This window comes from Phyllobacterium sp. SYP-B3895, from assembly GCF_009647635.1.
In the GTDB taxonomy this organism is placed as follows: Bacteria; Pseudomonadota; Alphaproteobacteria; order Rhizobiales; family Rhizobiaceae; genus Phyllobacterium; species Phyllobacterium pellucidum.
The window spans coordinates 641,146-666,819 of the sequence record NZ_WJIG01000002.1; the positions used below are offsets into that span (position 1 = coordinate 641,146).

General features: G+C 60.6%; 24 protein-coding genes. 12 read left to right on the top strand and 12 right to left on the bottom strand.

Features of this window, described 5'->3' with window-relative positions:
• Window positions 1-94: 94 nt before the first annotated feature.
• The 9 genes from GF108_RS09535 (at window position 95) to GF108_RS09575 (ending at window position 10,771) form a co-directional block, all read left to right on the top strand.
• A complete protein-coding gene (locus GF108_RS09535) occupies window positions 95-1,063 on the top strand; it encodes a DUF2232 domain-containing protein (protein ID WP_153667766.1) in 969 nt (322 codons plus the stop codon).
• Between the two features lie 19 nt (window positions 1,064-1,082).
• Window positions 1,083-1,652, top strand: a complete 570-nt coding sequence (gene rplI, locus GF108_RS09540) for a 50S ribosomal protein L9 (RefSeq protein WP_091919068.1) — start codon at window positions 1,083-1,085, stop codon at window positions 1,650-1,652.
• A 367-nt stretch (window positions 1,653-2,019) separates the two neighbouring features.
• Window positions 2,020-3,300, top strand: a complete 1,281-nt coding sequence (locus GF108_RS09545; protein WP_153667767.1) for a cyclopropane-fatty-acyl-phospholipid synthase family protein — start codon at window positions 2,020-2,022, stop codon at window positions 3,298-3,300.
• A 368-nt stretch (window positions 3,301-3,668) separates the two neighbouring features.
• Window positions 3,669-5,162 (top strand): replicative DNA helicase, encoded by a 1,494-nt coding sequence (locus tag GF108_RS09550; protein WP_027229807.1) that lies wholly within the window; start codon window positions 3,669-3,671, stop codon window positions 5,160-5,162.
• 4 nt (window positions 5,163-5,166) lie between these two features.
• Complete coding sequence (gene alr / locus GF108_RS09555) at window positions 5,167-6,333, top strand: alanine racemase (RefSeq protein WP_153667768.1); 1,167 nt, start codon at window positions 5,167-5,169, stop codon at window positions 6,331-6,333.
• Window positions 6,333-7,733: a DNA repair protein RadA gene (radA, locus tag GF108_RS09560; protein WP_153667769.1), complete on the top strand. Its 1,401-nt coding sequence runs from the start codon at window positions 6,333-6,335 to the stop codon at window positions 7,731-7,733. The genes alr and radA overlap by 1 nt, the downstream gene beginning before the upstream one ends.
• 41 nt (window positions 7,734-7,774) lie before the next feature.
• Entirely contained in the window at window positions 7,775-8,374 is a 600-nt protein-coding gene (locus tag GF108_RS09565) for a CvpA family protein (protein ID WP_027229810.1), read from the top strand.
• Between the two features lie 138 nt (window positions 8,375-8,512).
• Window positions 8,513-10,006, top strand: coding sequence for an amidophosphoribosyltransferase (gene purF / locus GF108_RS09570; RefSeq protein WP_172982605.1), 1,494 nt, complete (start codon window positions 8,513-8,515; stop codon window positions 10,004-10,006).
• 12 nt (window positions 10,007-10,018) lie between these two features.
• Complete coding sequence (locus tag GF108_RS09575; RefSeq protein ID WP_153667770.1) at window positions 10,019-10,771, top strand: SDR family NAD(P)-dependent oxidoreductase; 753 nt, start codon at window positions 10,019-10,021, stop codon at window positions 10,769-10,771.
• Window positions 10,772-11,356: 585 nt separating this feature from the next.
• Here GF108_RS09575 and pssA read toward each other — a convergent pair.
• From pssA to GF108_RS09600, 5 genes are all read right to left on the bottom strand, one after another.
• A complete protein-coding gene (gene pssA / locus GF108_RS09580; RefSeq protein WP_153667771.1) occupies window positions 11,357-12,205 on the bottom strand; it encodes a CDP-diacylglycerol--serine O-phosphatidyltransferase in 849 nt (282 codons plus the stop codon).
• A 9-nt stretch (window positions 12,206-12,214) separates the two neighbouring features.
• Window positions 12,215-12,946: a phosphatidylserine decarboxylase gene (locus GF108_RS09585; protein ID WP_370462150.1), complete on the bottom strand. Its 732-nt coding sequence runs from the start codon at window positions 12,944-12,946 to the stop codon at window positions 12,215-12,217.
• Window positions 12,947-13,039: 93 nt separating this feature from the next.
• Entirely contained in the window at window positions 13,040-14,920 is a 1,881-nt protein-coding gene (locus GF108_RS09590) for an ABC transporter ATP-binding protein/permease (protein ID WP_370462118.1), read from the bottom strand.
• A 2-nt stretch (window positions 14,921-14,922) separates the two neighbouring features.
• On the bottom strand, window positions 14,923-15,291 hold the full coding sequence (locus GF108_RS09595) for a helix-turn-helix transcriptional regulator (protein ID WP_153667773.1): 369 nt from the start codon (window positions 15,289-15,291) through the stop codon (window positions 14,923-14,925).
• 92 nt (window positions 15,292-15,383) lie between these two features.
• A complete protein-coding gene (locus GF108_RS09600) occupies window positions 15,384-16,637 on the bottom strand; it encodes a LysM peptidoglycan-binding domain-containing protein (RefSeq protein WP_153667774.1) in 1,254 nt (417 codons plus the stop codon).
• Between the two features lie 177 nt (window positions 16,638-16,814).
• Here GF108_RS09600 and GF108_RS09605 point away from each other — a divergent pair, with 177 nt between their 5' ends.
• The gene (locus GF108_RS09605; RefSeq protein WP_153667775.1) at window positions 16,815-17,420 is read left to right on the top strand and encodes a TIGR00730 family Rossman fold protein; all 606 of its coding nucleotides are present in this window, start codon (window positions 16,815-16,817) and stop codon (window positions 17,418-17,420) included.
• Window positions 17,421-17,441: 21 nt separating this feature from the next.
• Complete coding sequence (locus tag GF108_RS09610) at window positions 17,442-18,443, top strand: CorA family divalent cation transporter (protein ID WP_153667776.1); 1,002 nt, start codon at window positions 17,442-17,444, stop codon at window positions 18,441-18,443.
• Here the strand turns inward: GF108_RS09610 and rarD are convergent.
• The 5 genes from rarD to cysS all read right to left on the bottom strand — a co-directional run bounded on the left by rarD (window position 18,440) and on the right by cysS (window position 23,740).
• On the bottom strand, window positions 18,440-19,396 hold the full coding sequence (gene rarD, locus GF108_RS09615) for an EamA family transporter RarD (RefSeq protein WP_370462119.1): 957 nt from the start codon (window positions 19,394-19,396) through the stop codon (window positions 18,440-18,442). The two genes, GF108_RS09610 and rarD, sit on opposite strands and share 4 nt — an antisense overlap.
• A 116-nt stretch (window positions 19,397-19,512) precedes the next feature.
• On the bottom strand, window positions 19,513-21,126 hold the full coding sequence (gene cimA / locus GF108_RS09620; RefSeq protein WP_370462120.1) for a citramalate synthase: 1,614 nt from the start codon (window positions 21,124-21,126) through the stop codon (window positions 19,513-19,515).
• Window positions 21,123-21,626: a GFA family protein gene (locus GF108_RS09625; protein WP_153667778.1), complete on the bottom strand. Its 504-nt coding sequence runs from the start codon at window positions 21,624-21,626 to the stop codon at window positions 21,123-21,125. Before GF108_RS09625 ends, cimA begins: the two co-directional genes overlap by 4 nt.
• A complete protein-coding gene (locus GF108_RS09630; protein WP_153667779.1) occupies window positions 21,616-21,999 on the bottom strand; it encodes an endonuclease domain-containing protein in 384 nt (127 codons plus the stop codon). The genes GF108_RS09625 and GF108_RS09630 overlap by 11 nt, the downstream gene beginning before the upstream one ends.
• A 292-nt stretch (window positions 22,000-22,291) precedes the next feature.
• Window positions 22,292-23,740, bottom strand: coding sequence for a cysteine--tRNA ligase (gene cysS / locus GF108_RS09635; RefSeq protein ID WP_153667780.1), 1,449 nt, complete (start codon window positions 23,738-23,740; stop codon window positions 22,292-22,294).
• 370 nt (window positions 23,741-24,110) lie between these two features.
• Between cysS and GF108_RS09640 the strand changes: the two genes are divergently transcribed.
• Complete coding sequence (locus GF108_RS09640) at window positions 24,111-24,278, top strand: hypothetical protein (protein WP_153667781.1); 168 nt, start codon at window positions 24,111-24,113, stop codon at window positions 24,276-24,278.
• Here GF108_RS09640 and GF108_RS09645 read toward each other — a convergent pair.
• Together GF108_RS09645 and GF108_RS09650 are read right to left on the bottom strand one after the other, a co-directional pair.
• Window positions 24,255-24,869, bottom strand: coding sequence for a LysE/ArgO family amino acid transporter (locus GF108_RS09645; protein WP_153667782.1), 615 nt, complete (start codon window positions 24,867-24,869; stop codon window positions 24,255-24,257). The two genes, GF108_RS09640 and GF108_RS09645, sit on opposite strands and share 24 nt — an antisense overlap.
• Before the next feature lie 32 nt (window positions 24,870-24,901).
• Window positions 24,902-25,669 carry an SOS response-associated peptidase gene (locus GF108_RS09650; protein ID WP_153667783.1) on the bottom strand — a complete coding sequence of 256 codons (768 nt, stop codon included), beginning with the start codon at window positions 25,667-25,669 and terminating at the stop codon, window positions 24,902-24,904.
• Between the last annotated feature and the right edge of the window lie 5 nt (window positions 25,670-25,674).

Genomic DNA, 25,674 nt, shown 5'->3' on the forward strand with positions numbered 1-25,674 from the left:
CGCGATGGGCGCGGGCCTGGCGAACAAAAAACCCAAGTTGAGGCTCTGGTCGAAGACCGCCTCTAACTGCTCAAGAAGCAGGACAGCGAGCGAGATGAAACTGACTGCAAAAGATATTGGCGTTGGAGTAATGGCGGGGCTCGCAGCTGCGCTGCTCTCGGTCGGCGTCATCACGCAGTCGACGCTCGCCATGGCGCTTCTGCTCTTTTCCCCGCTTCCGATTTTCGTTGCCGCCCTCGGCTGGGGCACCGGCGCTGGCTTCATTGCCGCTCTCTCCATGGCCGTTGCCGTTTCGGTGCTTGCCGCACCGACCGCCGCCATCGTCGTCGTGCTTATCACGGCGCTGCCCGCCGCGGCAGCTTCCTACTTCATTGGCCTTGCACGTCCTGCCGAGGAGATAGGCGGCCCGAAGGATACCTATGTCTGGTATCCGATCGCCGACATGCTGCTTCGCCTTGCGCTGATTGTCGGCGCAAGTTTCATCGCCATCGGCGTGATGATCGGCTTTGGCGATGATTTTGCCGCGCAGCTTGCCGCGTCGCTTGGACAGCAGCTTGCCGCGAGCAATCCAGAACTTGCTGCCAATGCGGAAGCCGTCCAGGACATGGCGCTGTTCGTCGTGCGCGTCCTGCCGGCCATGCAGCCGGCCGTCTGGGTGATGATCATCGTCGCCAATTTCTACCTTGCCCTGCGTCTCACGGCAGCGTCGGGCAAACTGCGCCGTCCGAGGGATGACTGGCCGCGCGCCCTGCGCATGCCGCGCCCGGCACTTGCCGTCTTTGCCGTTGCCTGTGCCGCGTGCTTTCTTCCGGGCGGTATCGGCTATGCCGCAACCGCCTTTGCCGGCGCCCTTGGCGCCTGCTTCATCATGGCCGGCTTTGCCATGCTTCACGCACGGACACGCGGAGCCGCGTGGCGTCCGGTGGCGCTATGGTTCGCCTACTTCGCCGTGATGCTCTTCGTCTTCGTGCTTTTCTTCTTCCTTCTCGCCGGTTTGTTCGACACATCGCGCAGCGCGCCGGTTTCGAAGGCTGCGAATACAACACCCAACAACGACAATTGAACTTGAAAGGAAACTCAAAATGGAAGTCATTCTTCTCGAACGTATCAGCCGCCTCGGCCAGATGGGCGACACCGTCAAGGTAAAGGACGGCTTTGCCCGTAACTTCCTCCTGCCGCAGGGCAAGGCTCTTCGTGCAAACGAAGCCAACAAGAAGAAGTTCGAGGGCCAGCGCGCCCAGCTCGAAGCCCGCAACCTCGAGCGCAAGTCCGAAGCCCAGGCAATTGCCGACAAGCTCAACGGCAAGACCTTCGTCGCCATCCGCTCGGCCGGCGAGACCGGTCAGCTTTACGGTTCGGTATCGACGCGCGATATCGCCGACCTGATCACGGCCGAAGGCTTCTCGCTCAACCGCAACCAGGTTGAACTCAACCTGCCCATCAAGACGATCGGCCTGCACAAGGTCGTTCTCGCCCTGCATCCGGAAGTTGAGGCATCGGTCACGATCAACATCGCCCGCACGGCCGACGAAGCCGAGCGTCAGGTAAAGGGCGAAGACCTTACCTCCGCTCAGGCGATCTACGGAATTGAAGAAGCTCCGCTTTCGGACGAATTCTTCGACGAGGACGAAGAAGGCGAAGAAAACGCCTGATAGTACTTCGGTTACCATGAGGTAACTGCTTTATTTGGGTCGCACAAAACACCCGGCAGAGATGCCGGGTGTTTTTTTGCTTTTCAGAATGAAAAAATTGAGTAGATTTACTTGTCCTACCCATGCCCGACCTAGACTCAAGGTTGAGTCTTCTAGAGCAAAGGATATCCAAATGGCACCATTCTGCCGGAGGAAATTCGGGATACGGTCAAAGGGTCCGGCAAGACCGAGCGCATCGGTCGAGCCAAAGCCCGCAGAATTTATTCCGAATCTGCCCGGAACGCCGGGTTTCCGCCCAAGAAGACATACCTTTTGGACATCCTTTGCTCTGATGGCCGAGCTCTATCGTCAATGATGGAGATTGTTCATGAATGCCATTCTAAAGGCTGCACTATCACGGCTGATCCACACTGGTACCCTTGTAATAACGGACGCCTCGGGCAAATCCCGGACGTTTGGCGATGGAACGGGCGAACCGATCGCCTTTCGCATCAACAGCGCCGCCGCAGAGCGGAAAATCGCGTTCGACCCGTCGCTGCACTTTGCCGAAGCCTATATGAACGGCGAAATCGACGTTCTTGACGGCAATATCTACGATGTCCTCAAGATCATATTCGAGAATACCGGGGCAACGGTTGCCCGGGAACCATGGATGCTGGCAATCGAAGGCATCCGCCGCGCCACGCGCAGACTGCACCAGATGAACACGCTGACCCGCGCATCGAACAATGTGCAGCGGCACTACGACCTTTCGGGAGACCTTTATCGTCTCTTCCTCGACAGCGACATGCAGTACTCCTGCGCCTATTTCGAGCGCCCTGACGCGACGCTCGAAGAGGCGCAGCTTGCGAAAAAGCGCCATATTTCCGCAAAGCTTCTCGCCAGGAAGGGCCAGAAGGTGCTCGATATCGGCTGCGGTTGGGGTGGTCTCGGGCTTTACCTTGCCAAATATCTCGAAGCAGACGTTACCGGCGTCACGCTTTCGCAGGAGCAGCACGGCGTTGCCAATAAGCGCGCCTTCGATGAAGGCCTCTCGGCACGCGCGCGCTTTGATCTGCGCGACTACCGCACGCTGGAGGACGGTTTCGACCGCATCGTTTCCGTCGGCATGTTCGAGCACGTGGGCGTTGGCCATTTCGCCGAGTATTTCCAGCACACGGCCCGACTTCTGAAAAAGGACGGCGTGTTCCTCCTGCATTCCATCGGCCGTTCGGACGGTCCGTCCTACACGAATGCGTTCATCCAGAAATACATCTTCCCAGGCGGCTATATCCCGGCCCTGTCGGAAGTCGTCCCGCATATCGAGAAAGCAGGCCTTGTCGTCACCGATATCGAGATATTGCGTCTCCACTACGCCGAGACGCTGCGTATCTGGCGCGAGCGCTTTATGGACAATCGCGAACAGGCCAAAGCGATTTATGACGAACGCTTCTGCCGGATGTGGGAATTCTATCTCGCCGCCTCGGAAGCCGCTTTCCGCTGGCAGAACCTCGTCGTGTTCCAGATCCAGCTGGCGCACCAGCAGGAGGCCGTGCCGCTGACCCGCGACTATATATTCGAGGCAGAAAAGCGGCTGAGGCGTCTCGAATGCGAGCGCAGCTCCGCCAACAGCCAGGTCAATACGAAGGAGTCGGTAGCGGGGCGCTAGGCCGCCCCTCTTCCCCTTCGCCGTCATCTTGCGCCTGGAATGCCACCACGATCACCCTCGGGCCTATGCTGCCGTTATCGTCGGTCCGTCCCGAGGATCCATTCCCCGCGAAAGAATCGGCGCTGGTCCTACCGCAGCTGAGCGGAGCGGCCAGCGTTCGCACAGCTTAATGCCGCCTGCAATTTGCACAATTTCCCGCGCCGGGTGTAGATTCAGGAAGGCGAATCGCGCCCCGAATCTGCCTCTCTGAGTCAAGCTTCAAACAATCCGAGTCTGCTTTTGTTGTGGATTGAAATGTATGTTTCGACCCCGCATTGCGCGGTCAAATGCCCGGTGGCCATAGTGAAGGGATAACAGGAAAAGGCGAAATGGCTGAAGCAACGGTACGCAAGATCAATGAGGCGCGCGACGCCTTCTACAGGGAGGCTCCCAATAATATCGAGGCGGAGCAGGCCCTTCTGGGTGCCATTCTTGTCAACAATGATGCGTTCTACCGCGTTTCCGATTTCCTGAAGCCGACCCATTTCAACGAACCTTTGCACCGCAAGATTTTCGAGATCTCATCCGACATGATCCGGATGGGCAAGATGGCGAATCCGGTGACGCTGAAAACCTTCGTGCCGGCCGACGAGAAGGTCGGCGACATGACGGTCATGCAATATCTCGCCCGTCTCGCGGCCGAAGCGGTGACAATCATCAATGCCGAGGATTACGGCCGCGCCATCTACGACCTCGCGACCCGCCGCGCGCTGATCACCATCGGCGAGGACATGGTCAATATCGCCTATGACGCTCCCGTCGATGTCGCCCCGCAAGGCCAGATCGAGGACGCTGAGCGGCGGCTGTTCGAGCTTGCCGAAACCGGCCGCTACGATGGCGGGTTCCAGACTTTCACCGACGCGGTGAAGTCCGCGGTCGACATGGCCAATGCCGCCTTCATGCGCGACGGCCACCTCTCCGGCATCTCCACCGGCATACGCGCACTCGATGCGCGCATGGGCGGGCTGCAGCCTTCCGACCTTATCGTACTCGCCGGGCGTCCCGGCATGGGCAAGACCTCGCTTGCGACCAATATCGCGTTCAACATCGCCGCGGCCTATGAGCCGGAACAGCAGGCGGATGGCAGCTTCAAGGCCAAGAATGGCGGCGTCGTCGGCTTCTTTTCGCTCGAAATGTCGTCGGAACAGCTGGCGACGCGTATTATTTCCGAGCAATCGGAGATCAGTTCCTCGAAAATCCGCCGAGGCGAAATCAGCGAGGCCGATTTCGAAAAGCTGGTCGCCTGCTCGCAGCACATGCAACGCGTGCCGCTCTATATCGACCAGACCGGCGGTATCTCGATCGCCCAGCTTGCCGCAAGGGCACGGCGACTCAAGCGGCAGCGCGGGCTCGACGTTCTCGTCATCGACTATATTCAGCTGATGCAGGGCTCTTCCAAGCGCGCCTCGGAAAACCGCGTTCAGGAAATCACCGAGATAACAACCGGCCTGAAGGCGCTCGGGAAGGAACTGAACACGCCGATCATCGCCCTCTCCCAGCTTTCACGCCAGGTGGAAAGCCGTGAAGACAAACACCCGCAACTTTCGGACTTGCGCGAATCCGGTTCGATCGAGCAGGACGCCGACGTCGTGCTTTTCGTTTATCGCGATGAATACTATATCAAGAACAAGGAGCCGAAAGTAGGGACGGAAGAGCATTTCAAGTGGCAGGCCGATCTCAACGAGGCTTCAGGCAAGGCGGAAGTCATCATCGCCAAGCAGCGCCACGGCCCGACGGGAACCGTGAGGCTTGCGTTCCAGTCGGAATTCACGCGCTTCACCGATCTTGCCGAGGATTCGCATCTTCCCGAACGATTCGAGTGATGATTTGAACAACAAGACCAATGTGACCACGACCGGCGCCGACCCGCGGCTGGCCGGCGGGCGCCTGACCATCGACCTCGATGCTCTCATTGCCAACTGGCAACTGCTCGCGGAGAAATCGAAGCCCGCCGAAACATCCGCCGTGGTCAAGGCCGACGCTTATGGGCTCGGGATCGTGCATGTCGTGCCCGCCCTCTGGCAGGCTGGCTGCCGCAGCTTCTTCGTTGCGCTTGCAGAAGAAGGTTTGCGGGTCAAAGCTGTTGCCCCGGATGCGCGCGTCTTCGTCCTCAACGGATTTTTCGAGGGCGCATTTCCCGCCTACGAGCAATCGGACCTCGTCCCGGTTCTCGGATCGCCCCACGAAATCGAGCTTTGGGAGCGCGCAAATTCTGGTCGTCCCGAGCCGCTGCCATTCGCCTTGAATGTAGATACCGGCATGAATCGCCTCGGGCTGACGGTTGACGAGGCGCTGGCATATGCCGCAAGGCCCGGCGCACCGCCCCCGGTGCTCCTGATTACCCATCTTGCGGCGGCCGACGACACAGCCCACGCCTTGACGGCCAAGCAATTTGAATCATTTCAAAAGCTTCGAGCCGCTTTCAAAGGCATTCAGTCAAGTATCGCCAACTCGCCTGGCGTTTTTCACACACTGCATACGGGCTTCGATTTGAGTCGCCCCGGCGTCGCTATGTATGGCGGCGAACCACTCTTCGGCGTTGCCAATCCGATGCGTCCGGTGGTGACGGTAGAGGCGCGCATCGTACAAATCCGTAACGGCCGCAAGGGGGAGACGGTCGGTTACGGCGCCACCGCGACGCTCGAGCGTGATACGCGGATTGCGATCTGTTCGGTCGGCTACGCCGATGGCTATCTTCGCTCGGCGTCGGGGAGCGGCGTGCCGCTACGCAGCACTGTCGCCAAGGGCGGCGAAGGATTCATCGCCGGCCAGAAAGTGCGGGTGATCGGGCGCGTCACCATGGACCTTACCTCATTCGATGTGACGGACCTTCCGGCAGACGCCGTAAAGCCCGGGGACTTCATCGAACTGATCGGCCCCAACATTGCTCTCGATGAGGCCGCGCGCGCCGCCGGCACCATTGGCTATGAGATGCTCACCGGCCTCGGCAATCGCTATCACCGCCGCTATCTCCATTCGGGAAAGCGCAGCTGATGGCGAAGGCCCGGGTTCAATTCATCTGCCAGAACTGCGGCGCTGTGCATTCACGCTGGGCGGGGAAGTGCGACGAGTGCGGTGAGTGGAACACGCTGGTCGAGGAAGGCACCTCCGGCGGGATCGGGAGCGGCCCGGGACGCCTTTCAACCCGCAAGGGGCGAGCCGTTGCCCTCACCAGCCTGTCTGGCGAGATCGAAGATGCGCCGCGTATCCGCTCCGGGATCGGCGAACTCGACCGGGTGACCGGCGGCGGATTCGTACGCGGTTCCGCCATTCTCGTCGGCGGCGATCCAGGTATCGGCAAGTCCACATTGCTGACGCAGGCGGCAGCGGCGCTGGCGCGGCGTGGCAACCGCGTCGTCTACGTCTCGGGTGAAGAGGCGGTGGCGCAGATCAGGTTGCGCGCACAGCGCCTTGGCGCTGCGGACACCGACGTACAGCTAGCGGCCGAGACCAATGTCGAGGACATTCTGGCGACTATCGCCGATTCGAAGCGCCCCGACCTCATCATTATCGACTCGATCCAGACCCTTTGGACGGACGCGGCCGATTCGGCGCCCGGCACGGTGACGCAGGTACGCGCCGGCGCACAGGCGATGATCCGCTATGCCAAGCAGACCGGCGCCGCCGTCGTTCTCGTCGGCCACGTGACCAAGGAAGGCCAGATTGCCGGTCCGCGCGTCGTCGAGCACATGGTCGATGCCGTGCTCTATTTCGAGGGTGAAGGCGGCCATCACTACCGTATCCTGCGCACGGTGAAGAACCGCTTCGGACCCACTGACGAGATCGGCGTTTTCGAAATGTCCGACCGCGGCCTGCGGGAAGTTGCGAACCCATCCGAGCTTTTCCTCGGCGAGCGCAACGAAAAATCCCCGGGCGCAGCGGTATTTGCAGGCATGGAGGGCACGCGCCCGATCCTCGTCGAGATCCAGGCGCTCGTTGCGCCGTCGACGCTCGGAACGCCGCGGCGCGCGGTCGTCGGATGGGACGGCAACCGCCTGTCGATGATTCTCGCCGTGCTCGAAGCCCATTGCGGCGTTCGGTTCGGCCAGCATGACGTTTATCTGAACGTTGCCGGCGGTTATCGCATTACTGAACCGGCCGCTGATCTCGCCGTCGCCTCTGCGCTGGTTTCCTCCATCGCCGGTATTGCCCTTCCGGCCGATTGCGTCTATTTCGGCGAAGTCAGCCTATCGGGCGCCGTGCGCCCGGTTGCACATGCTGTACAGAGACTGAAAGAAGCAGATAAGCTTGGCTTCAAGCAGGCGGTTCTTCCCAAGGGAAGCAACGATGTTGCCAAGAACGGCAATGCCGCTCTGACCGAAACGGCTTCGTTGCCGGACCTTGTGGCCCGGATCGCGGCTTCGGGACCAGGCAAGAAACAACGCGCAGACTGACCGGATGGGGCCATCGGGCAGTGACATGGGGATGAAAGTAAATGCCGATTACGTTGCTTGACGGAATTCTATTGGGCATCACCCTCGTATCGGCGGTCCTCGCCATGGTGCGCGGATTTTCGCGCGAAGTGCTGTCGGTTGTTTCCTGGGCAGCGGCGGCAGCGGCCGCCTATCTCTTTTACAAGCCTGTTGTTCCCTTCCTTACACCGTACATCAGCAACGACACCATCGTGCAGATTGCAGCGGCGGGCCTTGTCTTCGTCGTCACGCTGATCGTCGTGTCCATTATAACCATGAAGATTGCCGATTTCATCATCGACAGCCGCATCGGCGCGCTTGACCGCACGCTCGGCTTCCTGTTTGGCGCAGCGCGCGGCATACTTCTCGTTGTCGTCGCCATGCTGTTCTTCAACTGGCTCGTGCCGGAAAACCAGCCAGCCTGGGTTGGAAACGCCAAATCGAAGCCGATGATCGACCAGCTTGGGGCAAAACTTGTCGGCCTTCTGCCGGAAGATCCCGAATCGACCATCCTGAAGCGGCTGAAACCCGGCACGACCGCGCCGGAAGCATCGCCCGACGCGACGACTGCGCCGGAACCCAAGGAAGATATCCCGCCGGAAGGTGGTGCGACAAACCAGTGACTTGGAGTCTTGGCGCTTATACACCATATAGGGGCTTCGATTGACACGTGGACGCGGGTCCTGCCCTGTTAGTCGATTGCCTCCTATGGCATAATATGAATTAGGCTCAATTGAATCTGCGGCGAAAGGCTGGCGGTAATGACCGACATTTCTCGTGACGATACCCAATTGATGTCCCTCGATGACGACACACTGCATGAAGAGTGCGGTGTGTTTGGCATTTTGGGGCACACCGATGCGGCCACGCTGACGGCGCTGGGATTGCATGCGCTGCAGCACCGCGGGCAGGAAGCTGCCGGTATCGTTTCCTACGACGGACGCCAGTTCTGCTCGGAACGGCGCATGGGCCTTGTCGGCGATCACTACACCAACCCCGCCACGCTTGCCCAATTGCCGGGCGACAGGGCCATCGGCCATGTGCGCTATTCGACGACGGGCGACACGGTTCTGCGCAACGTGCAGCCGCTCCTCGCCGAGCTTGAAGTCGGCGGCATCGCCATCGCCCATAACGGCAATTTCACCAATGGCCTGACCCTGCGCCGCCAGCTGATCGCCGACGGTGCGATCTGCCAGTCGAATTCCGATACGGAGGTCGTCCTCCACCTTATCGCGCGCTCGCGCCACGCCTCGTCCAGCGATCGCTTTATCGATGCGATCCGCCAGATGGAAGGCGGCTATGCGATGCTCGCCCTCACCCGCACCAAGCTGATTGCCGCGCGTGATCCGATCGGCATCCGCCCGCTCGTCATGGGCGAACTCGACGGCAAGCCTATATTCGCATCCGAGACCTGCGCGCTCGACATCATTGGCGCGAAGTTCATCCGCGACGTGGAGAACGGTGAAGTCGTCGTTTGCGAGATCCAGCCGGACGGCTCGATCAGCATCGACGCCTTCAAGCCCCAGGCTCCGAAGCAGGAGCGGCTCTGCCTGTTCGAATATGTGTATTTCGCCCGTCCCGACTCCGTCGTCGGCGGCCGCAACGTCTATACCGCGCGCAAGAACATGGGCATCAACCTTGCCAAGGAAGCGCCGCTTGAGGCCGACGTCGTCGTGCCGGTTCCAGATGGCGGCACACCCGCCGCGATCGGCTTTGCCCAGGCCAGCGGCATCCCGTTCGAGCTCGGTATCATCCGCAACCACTATGTCGGACGCACCTTTATCGAGCCGACGCAGTCGATCCGCGCTTTCGGCGTGAAGCTGAAGCATTCGGCCAATCGTGCCATCATCGAAGGCAAGCGCGTCGTTCTCATCGACGATTCGATTGTGCGCGGGACAACGTCGGTCAAGATCGTGCAGATGATCCGCGATGCCGGGGCGAGCGAAGTTCATATCCGCGTCGCGAGCCCGATGATCTTCCACCCGGATTTCTATGGCATCGACACGCCGGACGCCGACAAGCTCCTCGCCAACCAATACGCCGATCTCGACGCCATGTGCCGTTACATCGGCGCGGATTCGCTGGCGTTCCTGTCGATCGACGGTCTCTACAAAGCCGTCAGCGGCCAGCCGCGCGATTCCCGTGCGCCGCTGTTCACCGATCACTATTTTACTGGCGACTATCCGACCCGCCTTCTCGACAAGGACGGTCCGAGCAACGTCCACAAGCTCTCGCTTCTCGCAAATAACGGTTGAGTTCACGACACAATGATTTCTGACGGCAGTTTCCGGCTGGACGGCAAGCTTGCGCTTGTCACTGGCGCATCCCGCGGCATCGGCTATTTTCTGGCGAAGGACCTTGCCGCACGCGGCGCCCATGTCATCGCCGTCGCCCGGACAGTCGGCGGGCTCGAGGATCTCGACGACGAGATCAAGAGCGCGGGCGGTACCGCGACGTTGGTGCCGCTCGACCTCACCGACATGCCAGCCATCGACCGGCTCGGCGGCTCGATCCACGAGCGTTGGGGGAAACTCGACATCATGGTGGCGAACGCCGGTTTCCTCGGCACGATATCACCGATCGGCCATGTGGAAGCGAAGGTGTTCGACAAGCTGATGGCGATCAACGTGTCGAGCGTATGGCGCCTGATCCGCACCACTGATCCGCTCCTGAAACTCTCGGATGCCGGCCGTGCGCTGTTCCTTTCCTCAGGCGTCGCCCATACGGCGAGAGCCTATTGGGGTCCCTATGCCGCTTCCAAGGCCGCCGTCGAGGTGATGGCGCGCAGCTGGGCCGAGGAGACTCGCCAGACGCGCCTTCGCATCAATTCGGTCAATCCCGGCGCAACCCGCACGGCAATGCGCGCCCAGGCGATGCCGGGCGAAGATCCGGAAACCTTGCCGACGCCGGGCGACGTTGCGGCCCAGATCGCGCTTATGCTCGACCCGGCACTCGATGTCACCGGCAAACTCTATGACGTGCGCGAAGGCAAGCTTCTGAGCTACAACGATCCCAGCTAGAGTATCCGTATCGGTCGAGCAGGCGTTGTTGCCATTTTCTGCCGGCTCGGAGCACGGCTTTTCGCAGAGAATTAGAAGCCAATGCGCGGGCGATCAAGCACATTTATCCGCTGATACGCACCGAAAAGCAGATCCGCCGCGTGCTCGATTGCGGTCTTTGCCACTTTTACATCGTTCTGCCGGAAGGCATTGATTTCACATCGCCCTCCTCTCCGCCGGGATCCTCGGCTTTTACCGGAGGACCAATCTTCGTTTTTGTGTGGTCAACAGCGTCCAAGATGGATCCTCGGGTCAAGCGCCCGAGGATGACGGCGGGGGGAGCGGATGACGGCAATGGGAGCCGTTGAGCGGGGCGCCGGCAGGGGCGCCAGGCAGGGAACGACGGCAGTGCGACCGGGTAACGGCGGTGCGAACGGGTGACGAAAGGGGAGCCGTTGAACGGGCGGCGGCAGGGCCGCCAGTGCGGGAACGACCGCGGGGACCGGTAACGGCGGTGCGACCGGATAACGACGGTGGGGACCGATGACGGCAGGCTTAGGCCAGTAACGGCCGAAAACCTAAAGCTTCACGACGATAAACCCAGCCTCATGACGATGCGGCTTCGGCCTCGTTGTTTGGAGAAGCGGTGGCGGCGCTGAGTGCATCCGCCGCTTCAAAGCGCTTCCAGGCGCGTGTGCTGAAAGGCAGGCTGATGAAGAAGGCGATCGTCGTGAGTGTCAGCGTCTGCCATGTGTAGCTCATCAGGAACGCCACATAGACGACGATGAACAGGAAAATCGGCATCACCCAGTCGGAGCGCAGCTTCGTGCCCGCCGCCTTGCCGCTATAGACCGGCAGACGGCTGATCATCAGGCTCGCGACAATCACGGTGTAGGCCGCCGCCCCGAAAGCGAGAGCCCGCGTCGGGGCAAGTCCGAGAAAGCCGAGATAGACCGGCAGCATTACCAGAAGCGCGCCGGCGGGTGCTGGCACGCCTGTAAAAAAGTTCTTTTGCCAGCCCGGCTGGCCGACGGCGTCGAGCATTACGTTGAAACGGGCAAGGCGCAGACAGCAGGCGATGCAATAGAGCAGCGCCGCGATCCAGCCGAAGGACCGCGCCTGATCGAGCATATAGGCATAAAGCACGAGGGCCGGCGCAACGCCGAAATTGACGATATCGGCGAGCGAATCCATCTGGGCGCCGAAATTGCTCGATCCCTTCATCATGCGGGCGATACGTCCGTCAATGCCATCGAGAAAGGCGGCAAGCAGCACCATAGCGACGGCGAGTTCGAAGCGGTTCTCGAAGGCGAGCCTAATGCCCGTCAGCCCGGCACAGATGGCAAGCACAGTAATGACATTCGGGACGAGATAGCGCAGCGGAATGCGCCTGCCCCGCGGTTCGTGTGCCCGAGGCTTGTCGTCAAACAGCGGATCGGATTCGATGTCGTTCATGCCGCAACCTCAGCTGAGCCGCACCAGCGGCGCGCTCGCCGCCCCGCCGAATTCGGCGATGACGGTCTCGCCGCCAACCGCCATCTGGCCAATTGCAACGCGGGGGGTAAAGCCCTGGGGAAGATAGACATCCACCCGCGAGCCGAAGCGGATGAGCCCGAAACGCTCACCGATCGACAGCGCTTTGTTCTCGTCAGCCCAGCACACGATGCGGCGCGCAACCAGTCCGGCGATCTGCACCACGGCGACCTCGCCATTCGGGCTTTCGATCAGGAGGCTGTTGCGCTCGTTCTCGGCGCTCGCCTTGTCGAGCTCGGCATTCAAAAACTTGCCCGGCTTGTGAACGATCGTCTTGATGCGTCCGCGCACCGGTGCGCGATTGATGTGACAAGAGAAAACGTTCATGAACACGGAAATGCGCGTCATCTCGCCGGTGCCGAGGCCGAGTTCGCGTGGGGGCACGGCTGGGCCCACCGCTGAAACAATTCCATCCGCCGAGCTTATGACCAGCTTGTCGTCGATAGGCGTCACGCGCTGCGGGTCACGATAGAAATAGATGCACCAGGCCGTCAGCACGAAGCCGATCCAGAACAACGGCTCCCAGAAATAGCCGAGAATGATCGTCGCACCGGCAAAACCGGCGATAAACGGATATCCCTCCCGATGAATCGGCACAAATGTATTGCGGATGGTATCGACAAGGCTCATTCGTTGCTTCCTGCTGGTCCCGGTAACGCACACGCGAAACCCAAGACGCGCCAATGCGTTTCGCGCGTTACTTATCGGAGATTGGAGGCCGGGGCAAACGCTTCGCTCGCCAGTTCACTGAAACCGCTATGCTGCCGGCTCGCCGCGCAGGACCACGCCAAGGTCGTCTTCCTCGCGCACACGGCGCAGCCGCTCCTCGGCCTCGGTGGCTTCGCGCTGGCGATTCCACATGGAAGCATAGAGGCCGCCGCGGGCAAGCAGCGTCAGGTGCGTGCCACGCTCGGCAATCACTCCATCTTTGAGGACGATGATTTCATCGGCGCCGATGACGGTCGAAAGACGATGGGCAATGACCAGCGTCGTACGGTTGCGGCTGACAAGATCGAGCGCCGACTGGATTTCATGTTCCGTGGCGCTATCAAGCGCTGACGTCGCCTCGTCTAGGATGAGAATCGGCGGGGCCTTCAGGATCGTCCGGGCAATGGCGACACGCTGTTTTTCGCCGCCGGAAAGCTTCAGCCCACGCTCGCCGACCATCGACTCGTAGCCGTCCGGCAATGTCTGGATGAACGGACCGATCTGAGCAAGTTCAGCGGCGTTGCGCATTTCCTCATCGCTTGCTGCGATCCGGCCATAACGGATATTGTAGGCAATGGTGTCATTGAACAGCACCGTATCCTGCGGCACCATGCCGATGGCGGCGCGCAGGCTTTCCTGCGTAACGTCGCGAATGTCCTGCCCGTCAACGCTGATCGAGCCGCTCTGGATATCGTAAAAGCGGAATAGCAGCCGGGACAGAGTCGATTTCCCCGCGCCGGAAGGCCCAACGATGGCAATCGTCTTGCCGGCCGGGACCTCGAAACTGACGCCCTTCAGGATGGGGCGCTTCGGGTCATAGGCAAAGTGAACATTGTCAAAGCGGACGGACCCGCGCTCAATGTCAAGCGGCCGCGCGTCCGGGCTGTCCTGGACCTCCTGTTCCACATCCAGAAGATCGAACATCTGCTCGATGTCGGTCAGGCCCTGGCGCACCTCTCGATAGATGAAGCCGATGAAATTGAGCGGGATCGACAGCTGCATCAGCATGGCGTTGATGAAGACGAAGTCACCCAGCGTCTGCGTGCCGGCGAGAACCTCCCTGCCCGACATGATCATCATTACCGCCATGCCGACGCCGAAGATGACGGCCTGACCGAAGTTGAGCCAGCCGAGCGAGGTCCAGATGCGGGTCGCCGACACTTCATAGCGCGCCATCGCTCCGTCGAAGCGCTTGGCCTCCATGGCCTCGTTGCCGAAATATTTGACCGTCTCGAAATTGAGCAGCGAGTCGATCGCCTTGGAGTTGGCGTCCGTATCGGAAGCGTTCATGTCACGGCGTATGCCGATGCGCCAATCGCTGGCACGGACGGTAAACCACGTATAGAGCCAGACCGTGGCAACGACCACGGCGACATAGGAGAAACCATAGGTCACGGCGAAGATCACCGCCGTCATGAGGAATTCGAGGATCGTCGGCGCCGTGTTCAGGATCGTGAACCGGACAATCGTTTCGATGCCCTTGGTCCCGCGCTCGATGATGCGCGAAAGGCCGCCCGTGCGCCGTTCGACGTGAAAGCGCAACGACAAATCATGCATATGCACGAAGGTCTTATAAGCAAGTTTTCGCACGGCGTACTGGCCGACGCTGGCAAACAGGGCGTCGCGCAACTGGTTGAGGCCTGCCTGGACGATACGCGCCAGATTATAAGCTGCGACCAGCATAAGCGGGCCAACGAGCAGCGCCGGCACGAGGTCCGAGGGCTCGAACTTGCCATTGAGCGCATTGGTCGCCCATTTGAAGAAATACGGAACAAGGATCAGAACGACCTTGGAAATGACGAGATAGACCGTGGCCCAGATCACGCGCATGCGCAGGTCCGGCCGCTCCATCGGCCACATGTATGGCCAGAGATTGCGTATGGTCTGGAGTGTCTTTCCAGAGTCGGCGGAAACGGTCTTGTTGGCCACTTTTATTCCTTGTGGATCGCGGGGTGCAGCGAGGCACGGCCCCGAACCATCCCTTCATCGGAACAGCAAAGGCTCGCCATGTCGCTGACAAACGCGGCAACGGTGACGAATGCATCCGGATTGATACTGTAGTGCGAGCTCTGGCCTGAGGGCTGATAGCGGACAAGGCCGGCTTCGACGAGAATTTTCAGATGCTGCGAGACCGTCGACTGCGCAAGGTCAAGCTGCGCGACGATATCCTTGCAACAGGAGCGGTCGAGACAGGCGAGCTGCCGGACGATGCGCAAGCGCGCCGGATGAGCAAGCGCGGCAAGGATCCGGGCGGTTTCCGTGTCCGACAGAGAGCGTTCAAACGGATTGGTACAATTCATCGTTTATCGGCGATAAACGATATATATTTCCAAAGCAAGCCGAAAAGTAAAAACGCTATTCCGGCCTGTGGGGCCGGGATAGCGCAATCATGTCACTCGACAGCTGATTTTTCCTGATCCGGCAAGGTGAAGACCTGACCGGGGAAGATCTTGTTCGGGTTGCGGATCTGCTCCTTGTTGGCAAGGTAGATCGTCGTGTAGCGAACGCCCGCGCCATAGGTGCGGCGGGAAATCCGCCAGAGATTGTCGCCCCGCCGAATGATGACGGAACCGTCTACATTTTTAAGCGGCGCCTCGCTGTTCTGCGCTGCCGGATCCGTGCCTTGTGGAACGGCGCCGGTGGCGCTGTCACCGGGCGTGGCATCGGCAATGGCTGCGACACGTTCACCCGCCTCGCGTTTGAACGGTACCGCCGCACGCGCGATTATGGTCATGCCATCCCGGCCCATCATTTCGGCGCGGATGATGTAGTCGCCGACCGCAAGTTCCTGCACCGTCTGCAGCAGGAAGCGGCCATTTGGCGCTGTCTTCGTCGTTCCGAGCGGATCGTCATTGGCATAGAGCTTGACTGTCGAGCCTGGCTCCGAGGTGCCGGCAATGAAAATCTTGTTGCCCTCGATCTCGACGGCCTCGACGGCGACGAGAGCCCTCTCGGCGGGCGCGGCGGGCTTGTCGCCGTCCGGCGAGGCGGCGGTCGCCGTTGCCGTCTGCGCTTCGGCCGGTGCAGCCGGTGCCGTAGCTTGCGGCGTCGTGATCATGCGGCTCGGTTGCCCGGACTGCTCGACGAGCGCAAGCACCTGGCCGGACTTGTTCTCGGGTATGGAAACAATGGCGGTCTCAAGCGATGTCAGCGCGCTGCCATCGGGCAGTGTCGAGCGCAGCACAAGCTGATAGTCGCCGGGTTTCAACGGCGTATCGAGTGCGATGACAAAGTCGCCGGTATCCGTCGCCTTGCCGGTGCCGACGATCTGCGATCCGGACAAAAGATCGACTGTAGCGTTCTTTGCCGCCTTGCCGGCAACAACGATCGATCCGGAGGGTTCGACGCGAAGAATGTCGAATGTGGGTCCGCTCGATGTTATCGTCGCTTCGCCTTGCGGAACCGAAGCATCGGGCTGGGCAGCGGGCGCGTTGGCCGCAGGGAGCGCCGGGCTCTCTACCTTGGCCTCTTGTTGCAGGGCCGGTGCCGGTGCAGCGGCTGGCTGCTGTGTCTGTGCAGGACTGGTCGCAAGCGCTACGGGTTTGTCAGAAGTCGGCTCACCTGGCAGCAACGCCACGACAGCGGCGACGAGCCCAGCGGCAACGACAGTACCGAGCCCCAAAACCGCAATTTTATTCTCGAACATCGTTCCCCATTCCTATTGTTCTCTTTTTGGTCTAGCGCCTTTTCGCCAATGCTACAAGAAAACCCTTTAGATTCAGAACTAGTCTTTAGACTTATCAAGAACAAATCTGGGGTAGCAAACTTTTGTCGCATTACTACCGCCTTGACGTTTGGCGGTGCAGGAGGCACCACTCGTCGCATGAGCAAGATTCGATCCATCTGTGTCTATTGCGGATCCTCGCCGGGCCGCGATCCGATCTACAAGCAAAGCGGCAGGCTGCTCGGCAAGTCGATTGCCGCACACGGGCTTGAACTCGTCTATGGCGGCGGCACCAAAGGCATCATGGGCGCGGTTGCGGACGGTGTGATGTCCGCGGGCGGTCGAGTAACCGGCATCATCCCGAAGTTCCTGATGAACAAGGAAGCCACCGAACACGCGCTTGGCCAGCTTTCCGAGCTGATTGTCACGGAAGACATGCACGAGCGCAAGCACAAGATGTTCCAGCGCTCCGACGCCTTCGTCACGCTGCCCGGGGGCATCGGCACGGTCGAGGAGATCGTCGAGATAATGACCTGGGCCCAGCTCGGGCGGCATCGCAAGCCAATGGTCTTTGCCAATGTCAACGGCTTCTGGAATCCGATGCTTGCGCTCATCGACCACATGAAGGCCGAAGGGTTCGTGCATACGTCACATTTGGTCAATCCGCTTGTGGTAGAAAACCCGGATGAAATCGTGCCGGCGATCCTCAACGCCGCTGCGCGAGGCGACCGGGAAGGCGATGAGTCGATCATCGAACGGATGTAGCTACGGAAAAGGGGTCGATAGGTGGACACGAAGGCCTTGGATCCCAACAGCAAGCAACTCGCCAGCGATGACTTTGTCATAAGCCACGCATTCGGCGCGGATGGCGCGCTTATCCCGCATCCTGGCGCTTCCAATCCTGCCGTATGGACGTGGAAAAGCTATGCGCTGGCCGATGCGAGAGCACGGCGCAGCCTCGAAAGCGACGCCACCCTGCCCGAGGCCGTACGCGAGGTGCTGCTTGCCTCCGGCGACCAATGCCAGATCAATTTCGATGATGGCTGGCTCTACGGCGAATTGCCCGATCTCCAGCATGAGCACTACGGCGATCCGCGCGAGCTCGGCTATTTCCGCTTCGCCTTCAATGATGGGCTCTTCATCAGCGCGCGGCGCCATCCGCTGCAGTCGGTCGACGACATACGCCAGGCGATAGGCCGGGGCAAAATCCGGCTTCCATCGCCGCTCACCTTGTTCAATGCGGTTTTCCGGCGTTTCCTTGAGCTGCTCAAGGCGGAAATTGCCAAGCTTTCGGAAACGCTCGATTCGATCGAGGATCATATTGTCGGCGAAAACTGGCAGGGCGAACGGGAGCGCCTGGTGCCGGTGCGGCGGCAGATCGTGGTCTTCCACCGCTATCTGACTGCGGCGATCAGCCTGTTCCGCCATATCGACCATGCCGACCGCAGGGCTCTGCCTGAGGAGTTGGACGATCTCATCGAGGCCCTGTCGCGGCGAGCCGAAACTCTGCATGCGGAGGGTGACCAGTTGCAGCAGCGTGCGCGGTTGCTGCAGGACGAACTGATGGCCAAGCTCACCGACCAGTCGAACCAGTTCCTATACGTTTTGTCGGTGATGACAGCTGTTCTGTTGCCAAGCACGGTCATCAGCGGGCTTTTCGGGATGAATACCGGCGGGCTACCGCTTGCAGAAAGCGCGCACGGTTTTTGGATCATCGCTTTCATCGCCCTCGCGATTTCGGCGGCGGTTTATCTGATCGTGCGCAGGATAGGCGGGAACAGGCGTTAAGCCGCCTTCACCTTGCGGGCTTGCTGCAACATCGACCACGTATAGATGGCAAGCGCCGTCCAGATCAGCGCAAAGGCGATGAACTGGATATGCGAGAACGGCTCGCCGAAGACGAAGATGGCGCTGAGGAAGACGATCGTCGGTGCGATATACTGCATCAGTCCGATCGTCGTATAGCGCAGCAGCTTGGCGCCGAATGCATAAAGGATGAGCGGCACCGCCGTTGCGGGACCGGCGAAGAGCAGAAGGCCGACGTCGTGGGCGCTGCCATTGAAGAAGTGGCTGGTGCCCTGCGAGACGGTCCAGGCGATGAAGGCAAGCGAAGGCACTGACAAAAGCAGGACTTCAAGCATGAAACCCTGCGTTGGGCCGATCGGCAACGTCTTGCGGAAGAAGCCGTAAAAGCCAAAGCTGAAGGCTAGCACCAGCGAGATCCAGGGCAAGCCGCCGGAATAGACCGTCAAAAGGAGCACCGCACAGGCGGCGAGCCCGACCGCTACGGCCTGCGGCTTCGACAGGCGCTCGCCAAGGAAAATGCCGCCGAGCACGACATTCACCAGCGGGTTAATGTAGTAGCCGAGCGCGGTGTCGATCGCGTGGCCGCTGCCGATGGCCCAAACATAGGTTCCCCAATTAAGCGTGATGAGCGAGGCCGTCAGCATCGCCATGAAAAGCATCCGGGGCGTCGTCAGCGCGACCTTCAGATCGCCGAACAATCCGAGCCACCACAGCAGCAGGGCGGCGATGGGTACAGACCAGATGATGCGATGCGCCACCACTTCCAGCGCCGGCATATGGGCAACCGACTTCAGGTAGAAGGGAAGGACGCCCCAGAGCAGATAGGCCGAGAGCGCAAAGATGAAACCCTTCTTCCCGTCGGACATGCCGCCCGGACCTTCGGTTGTGACAAGGCCAGCGGTCACGGCGCGATTGGAAGCTATCTGTTCAGTCATGATGCGCCGACTCCTAGTCCTCGCTTCCCGGCGCGTCCATTGAATTCGGCTGATCGATACATCAAGAGAGTTGATGTTTTTTACGGCAATTCGAACAAATTATGAGCGAATTCCAGCTATTCCGCGGCGATCTTGCCAGCGAGATCGCGGTTTTTCATCAGCTTGTAGACAATGGAATCCATCAGCGCCTGAAAGGAGGCGTCGATGATGTTGTCGGATACGCCCACCGTCCACCAGCGCGCATTGCTTGAATCCGTGGACTCGATCAGAACGCGCGTGATCGCTTCCGTGCCGCCATTGAGGATACGAACCTTGAAATCAGCGAGCACAAGATCATCGATCTCGTTCTGGTAACGGCCCATATCCTTGCGCAGCGCTAGATCGAGTGCGTTGACCGGACCATGGCCCTCGGCGACGGACATACGGGTCTCGCCGTCGACGTCGACCTTCACCACCGCTTCCGAGACCGTCTTTATGTTGCCGTTGGCATCGAACCGGCGTTCGACCATGCATCGAAACGAGTCGACCTTGAAGAATTCCGGGACCGTGCCAAGCGTGCGCCGCGCCAAAAGTTCGAAGCTCGCATCGGCGCCCTCATAGGCATAGCCTTCCGCCTCATGTTCCTTGACGAGGGTAATGAGCGTGTCGAGCCGCGGATCGGACTTTGCCACGCTGATGCCGCGGCGCTCCAGCTCATTGATGAAGTTGGACTTGCCGCCCTGGTCGGAGACCATCACCTTGCGGCGATTGCCGACGGTCTCTGGCGGAACATGTTCGTAGGTCGCCGGCTCCTTGATCAGGGCCGAGGCGTGGATGCCGGCCTTAGTGGCGAACGCGGATGTCCCGACGAATGCGCCCTGCGGGTTGGGCGCACGGTTGAGCAATTCGTCGAAACTGCGCGAGAGCCGCGACAGCCCCCGCAGTTTCTCCATGCTGATGCCGGTCTCGAAGCGGTCCGCCCAGGCAGGCTTCAGCATCAGAGTCGGAATGATCGTGACGAGATTGGCATTGCCGCAACGCTCGCCGATACCGTTGAGCGTGCCTTGCACGTGGCGCACGCCGGCGTCGATCGCAGCCAGCGAGTTGGCGACCGCCTGCTCGGTGTCGTTATGGGCATGAATGCCGAGATGATCGCCGGGGATCGACTTCGTCACCTCGCGCACGATCGTCGCCACTTCCGCCGGCTGCGTACCGCCATTGGTATCGCAGAGCACGACCCAGCGCGCGCCGGCGTCATAGGCGGTTTGCGCGCAAGCCAGCGCATAGGCCGGGTTGGCCTTGTAGCCGTCAAAGAAGTGCTCGCAATCGACGATGGCTTCCTTGCCGGCCTCTACAGCGGCTGTGACCGAGGCTGCGATGCTTTCAAGGTTTTCCTCGTTGGTGCAGCCGAGCGCCACGCGCACGTGATAGTCCCAGCTTTTGCCGACGAAGCAGACCGTATCGGCGGCGGAACGGATCAGCGCCGTGACGCCGGGATCGTTGGAGGTGGACACCCCTGCCCGCTTGGTCATGCCGAAAGCCGCGAACTTCGCGCGCTTTGTTCGCTTCTCGCTGAAGAAGGCCGTGTCGGTGGGATTGGCGCCGGGATAGCCGCCTTCGACATAATCGAAGCCGAAATCATCGAGCAAGGCGGCGATGACCTTCTTGTCCTCGACCGAAAAATCGATGCCTGGCGTCTGCTGGCCGTCGCGCAAAGTCGTGTCGAAGAGGTAGATGCGTTCCTTAGTCACTTGCTCGTTTCCCCGTCCCCGGCCAGCGGCCATTGATCCGTGTCATGGTCGGGATGCTGATAGGATATCATTGTTTTAAGAAATTCAGCCGATTCAGGATCGCCATCCGACGTATAGCCCGGCAGCGCGCCGAGATCGTCGACATAGGGCAACTTGCCCTCAAGACCCCATTGCAGGACAGGCGCAAGTTCCTCCGGATGATCGAAAGCACCGATCGCCAGCGCGAGGCCATCGGGCGCCTCATAGGTCAGCGGCGTGCCGCACTCGGCGCAAAAGCCGCGCTTGACGTGATTGGACGACTGGTAGCGCTTGGGTTCGCCGCGCGTCCACTGGAAATGGGCACCGCGCACCGATGCAAGCGGCGCATAGAAATTGCCGAACGCCTTCTGGCACATCCGGCAATGGCAGATGGAGGTGTCATCCACCCTGCCCTCGACGCGAAACCGAACCGCTCCGCACTGGCACCCGCCGGTGTATATGGGCTTGTTGTCAAGGCTCATGGACAGGGCTCCCTGCGGAAACGGTGCTGACGATATGCTGACAGACGCCATCGATATCTTGAAGCACATCGTCATTCCAAAACCGCAAAACCGTCCACCCGTCGCGGTTCAGGCGTTCGGTTCTTGCGCCGTCATACTGTTGACTATGATCTTCACCGTGGTGAGAACCGTCGAGTTCCACAATGATGCGAGCCGCAGCACAGGCGAAATCAACGATGTAACCGGCGATTGGAACCTGCCGCTTGAACGACAAGCCCATCAGTCGGTAAGCACGGAGGCAATTCCAAAGTTTCGATTCCGGCTCGGTTTGCGCCCGCCGCATGGACTTCGCATATTGGCGGATCTTCACCGGAATTGGCGTGTGGGATGGCATGGTCAGTCACCCCCCTCTGTCCTGCCGGACATCTCCCCCACACGGGGGGAGACCGGATTGTCATCGAACGTGTCGCTCAAATGCAAACCCCGGAGATTGGCCTCAACCTCTGTAAAGGCTGGTCTCCCCCCTTGTGGGGGAGATGTCCGGCAGGACAGAGGGGGGTGCTCATCGAACGTGTCGCTCAAATGCAAACCCCGGAGATTGGCCTCAACCTCTGTAAAGGCTGGTCTCCCACCTTGTGGGGGAGATGTCCGGCAGGACAGAGGGGGGTGCGATCCACGCCCGTCCATCACCGCCTCACCTCCCAGGTCGTAACCCGCTCGCCCGTTTCAGGATCCTTGCCGTCCTTGAGCTGTATACCCTGATCCAGCAATTCGGCGCGGATGCGATCGGCCTCGGCGAAGCTCTTTGCGGCAAGCAGAGCGAGCCGGTCGGCGATCTTCGCCTCGATCTCGCCCGCAAGCTCTGACGACACTGTCTCGGCCTGCAAATCGAAGCCGAGAAGCGCGAACGCTGCCCGGTAATCGCCAGGCGCGACCGCGCGTGCGCGGCGCGCCGAAGACAGCCAGTTGATCACGCTCGGCGTGGCGAGATCATCCGCAAGCAGGGCAATCACCTCATCCGGGATCGCACCGGGTTCGGCGTTGCCCACATATTCGCGCGCCTTGGCAAGAATGTTCTCCGCCTCCTCGAGCCGGCTTATGCTGAAATCGATCGGCTCGCGGTAGTTGGTCATCAGCATGGCGAGGCGCAGCACGTCGCCAGGCCACTTGCGCCCGCCGAACGTTTCGGTTGCGAGAAGCTCGTTGATCGTCACGAAGTTGCCGAGGCTCTTTGCCATCTTCTGGCCCTCGACCTGCAGGAAGCCGTTATGCATCCAGACATTGGCCATGCGGTCGATGCCGAGCGCGCAGCACGACTGGGCGATCTCGTTCTCGTGGTGTGGGAAAACGAGGTCGATGCCGCCGGCATGGATGTCGAAGATGTTCTTCTGCGGATCGTCGCACTGCAGCCCGCCGCCAAACGGCTCGAGCAGTTTCGCCATGGACATGGCCGAGCATTCGATATGCCAGCCTGGACGGCCAAGGCCTTCGATCCCCGCCGGTGAGGGCCAGCCTGGCTCACCCTCCCTTGACGGTTTCCACAGGACGAAATCCATCTCGTCGCGCTTGTAGGAGGCGACATCGACGCGGGCACCGGCGAGCATATCGTCGGCGGAGCGGCGGGCAAGCATGCCGTAGCGCGGCCCCCTGGCGGCGTTCATCGCCGCCGGCGAGAACAGGACATGGCCATCGGCGACATAGGCGATGCCGCGCTCGACGAGACGGTCGATCATCGCCACCATTTCGGCGATATATTCCGTCGCCCGTGGCTGGGCCGTTGGCTGCAGGTTGCCAAGCGCCGCCACATCAGCCTGAAACTGGCGGTTCGTCGTCTCCGTCACCTTGCGGATCGCCTCATTGAGCGAAAGGTCCGGAAAGTCCCGCGCGGCACGCGCATTGATCTTGTCGTCGACGTCGGTGATGTTGCGCACATAGGTAACGTGGTCTTCGCCGTAGACGTGGCGCAGCAGGCGAAACAAAACGTCGAAGACGATCACCGGTCGCGCATTGCCGATGTGGGCATAGTCATAGACAGTGGGTCCGCAGACATACATGCGCACATTGTTCGGATCGATCGGCACGAACACTTCCTTCGTGCGGGTGAGCGTGTTGTAGAGGCTCAGTTGCTGCGGCATGGCGGTCTGCTCAAATCTCGGGTTTCAACATCAAACGCATATCATTCCACTGGTCTGGCGACCGGTGCGTTTCACATCTTTTGCTGAATTTTGAGACGAAAACGGCCGGGCCAGCGCAGTGCTAGCTGATAATGATCCGACAGGTAATAATGATGGTTGCGGGCAACGTTTTCATGGCCGCATTTATGATCGACTGCGGGTCGATCGTCAAGCGTGTCGCCGCGAAACGCGGGTGTTGCATTTTTGCCTGCTTCCTCGTGGTTAATCCATCTTAACCGAATAGCCCAAAATCCTCCCGGAAAGTGCCTTTTTTCCGGCTCATTTGACCGGGAATCCTGACTTATCCGAAAAAGGGGATAGGACCAGACCCATGAACACCATCAAGCAGACGGCAAAGCCGCGCGAAAGCGTCCGCGCCGAGAATCTCGTTGCCAAATATAATGCCATCGGACCGGCGGCGATCCTTGCTGCGGTGCTGAGCAGCGTGCGCAAGCGTCCGCAGTTGAAGCTTGCTTCAATTGTGCAGGAAACGGACTAACAGGCTCGTTGCAATGCCGGCCATGACAAGGCCGATCAGGATGTCGAGGACGCGCCAGGCCGCAGGCTTGGCGAAGCCCGGTTGCAGCAGCCTCGCCCCATAGCCGAGGCTGAAGAACCAGATGAACGAAGCGAGCGCCGCGCCGATGCCATAGGCCGCGCGGTTGACGCCCTCGAAGCGGGCCGAGAGCCCGCCCAATAGAACGACTGTATCGAGATAGACATGCGGATTGAGAAATGTCAGCGCGAGCACCGTCCCGACGGCTGCCTTGAGTGAGCTTCCGCCAGAACCCGCCGCGCGCAAGCCTTCCGGATGAAACGCACGCCGAAACGCGACCGACGCGTACCAGAAGAGAAACGCCGCTCCGCCCAGCGTCACGAAGGAAATCAGTTTCGGGGACTGCGCGATGAGCGTGCCGAGGCCGGCAACGCCAGCGGCGATCAGCAAGGCGTCCGACAGCGCGCAAATGAAGCTCAGGATGAAGACATGTTCGCGCAGCAGGCCCTGCCGCAGGATATAGGCGTTTTGCGCGCCGATCGCGATTATGAGCGACGCGCCAAGGAGAAAACCGGAAAGAGCGGCTGAAAGCATATCGTCTGTGTCCTGAAGTTGGCGCGTGAGGCCTAGAAAAGTTTCATCTGTGCGTCGGATTGCGGCGGCTTTGAACGCTGCGATTTCTTGCGTTCCTCCGGCGGTGCCTCTTCGACCCGCTCCTGGATTTCCGGTCCGGTGTTTTCGAACTTGTTGACCTTGTCGGAGACCGGTATCGCCTCGAAAAGGTCCTCGCGTGCCGGTTTCAGGAGGTCGGCGACATGGCGCGGCTCCTGCGACTTGCAATCGAGCCAGCGCGAGAAATCCTTCTGCTCAATCACGACGGGCATGCGGTCGTGGATGAAACGCAGGTTCTCGCTCGCCTCCGTGGTAAGCACCGCGCCGGTATCCATCTCCGACCCCTCGGCATTCGCCCAGGGCTCGTAAAGTCCGGCAAAGGCGACAACGCCGCCATCGCGCGGGCGCACCCAATAGGCCTGCGCCTTCCGGTCGCCGTTGCGGCGCCACTCATAGAAGCCCGAGGCCGGGATCAGCGCGCGGCGATGGCGCATCGCCGCCTTGAACGATGCCTTGTCGATCGCGGTCTCGGCGCGGGCGTTGATCATCAGCGGATAATTCGCCGTGTCCTTGACCCATCCCGGAATGAACCCCCATCGTACAAGGAGCGCACGCCGGTTGGGCCGGTTGCTGCCGGGCGGCGGCGTTTCCCCGCTGATGACCATGAGGATCGGTTGGGTCGGCGCGATATTGTAGCGGGGCGGGAAATCCTCAAGCTCCATAAGATCGAACCAGGCTTCGATCTCTTCCGGTGTTCCGAGGAGGGAAAAACGTCCGCACATTACAA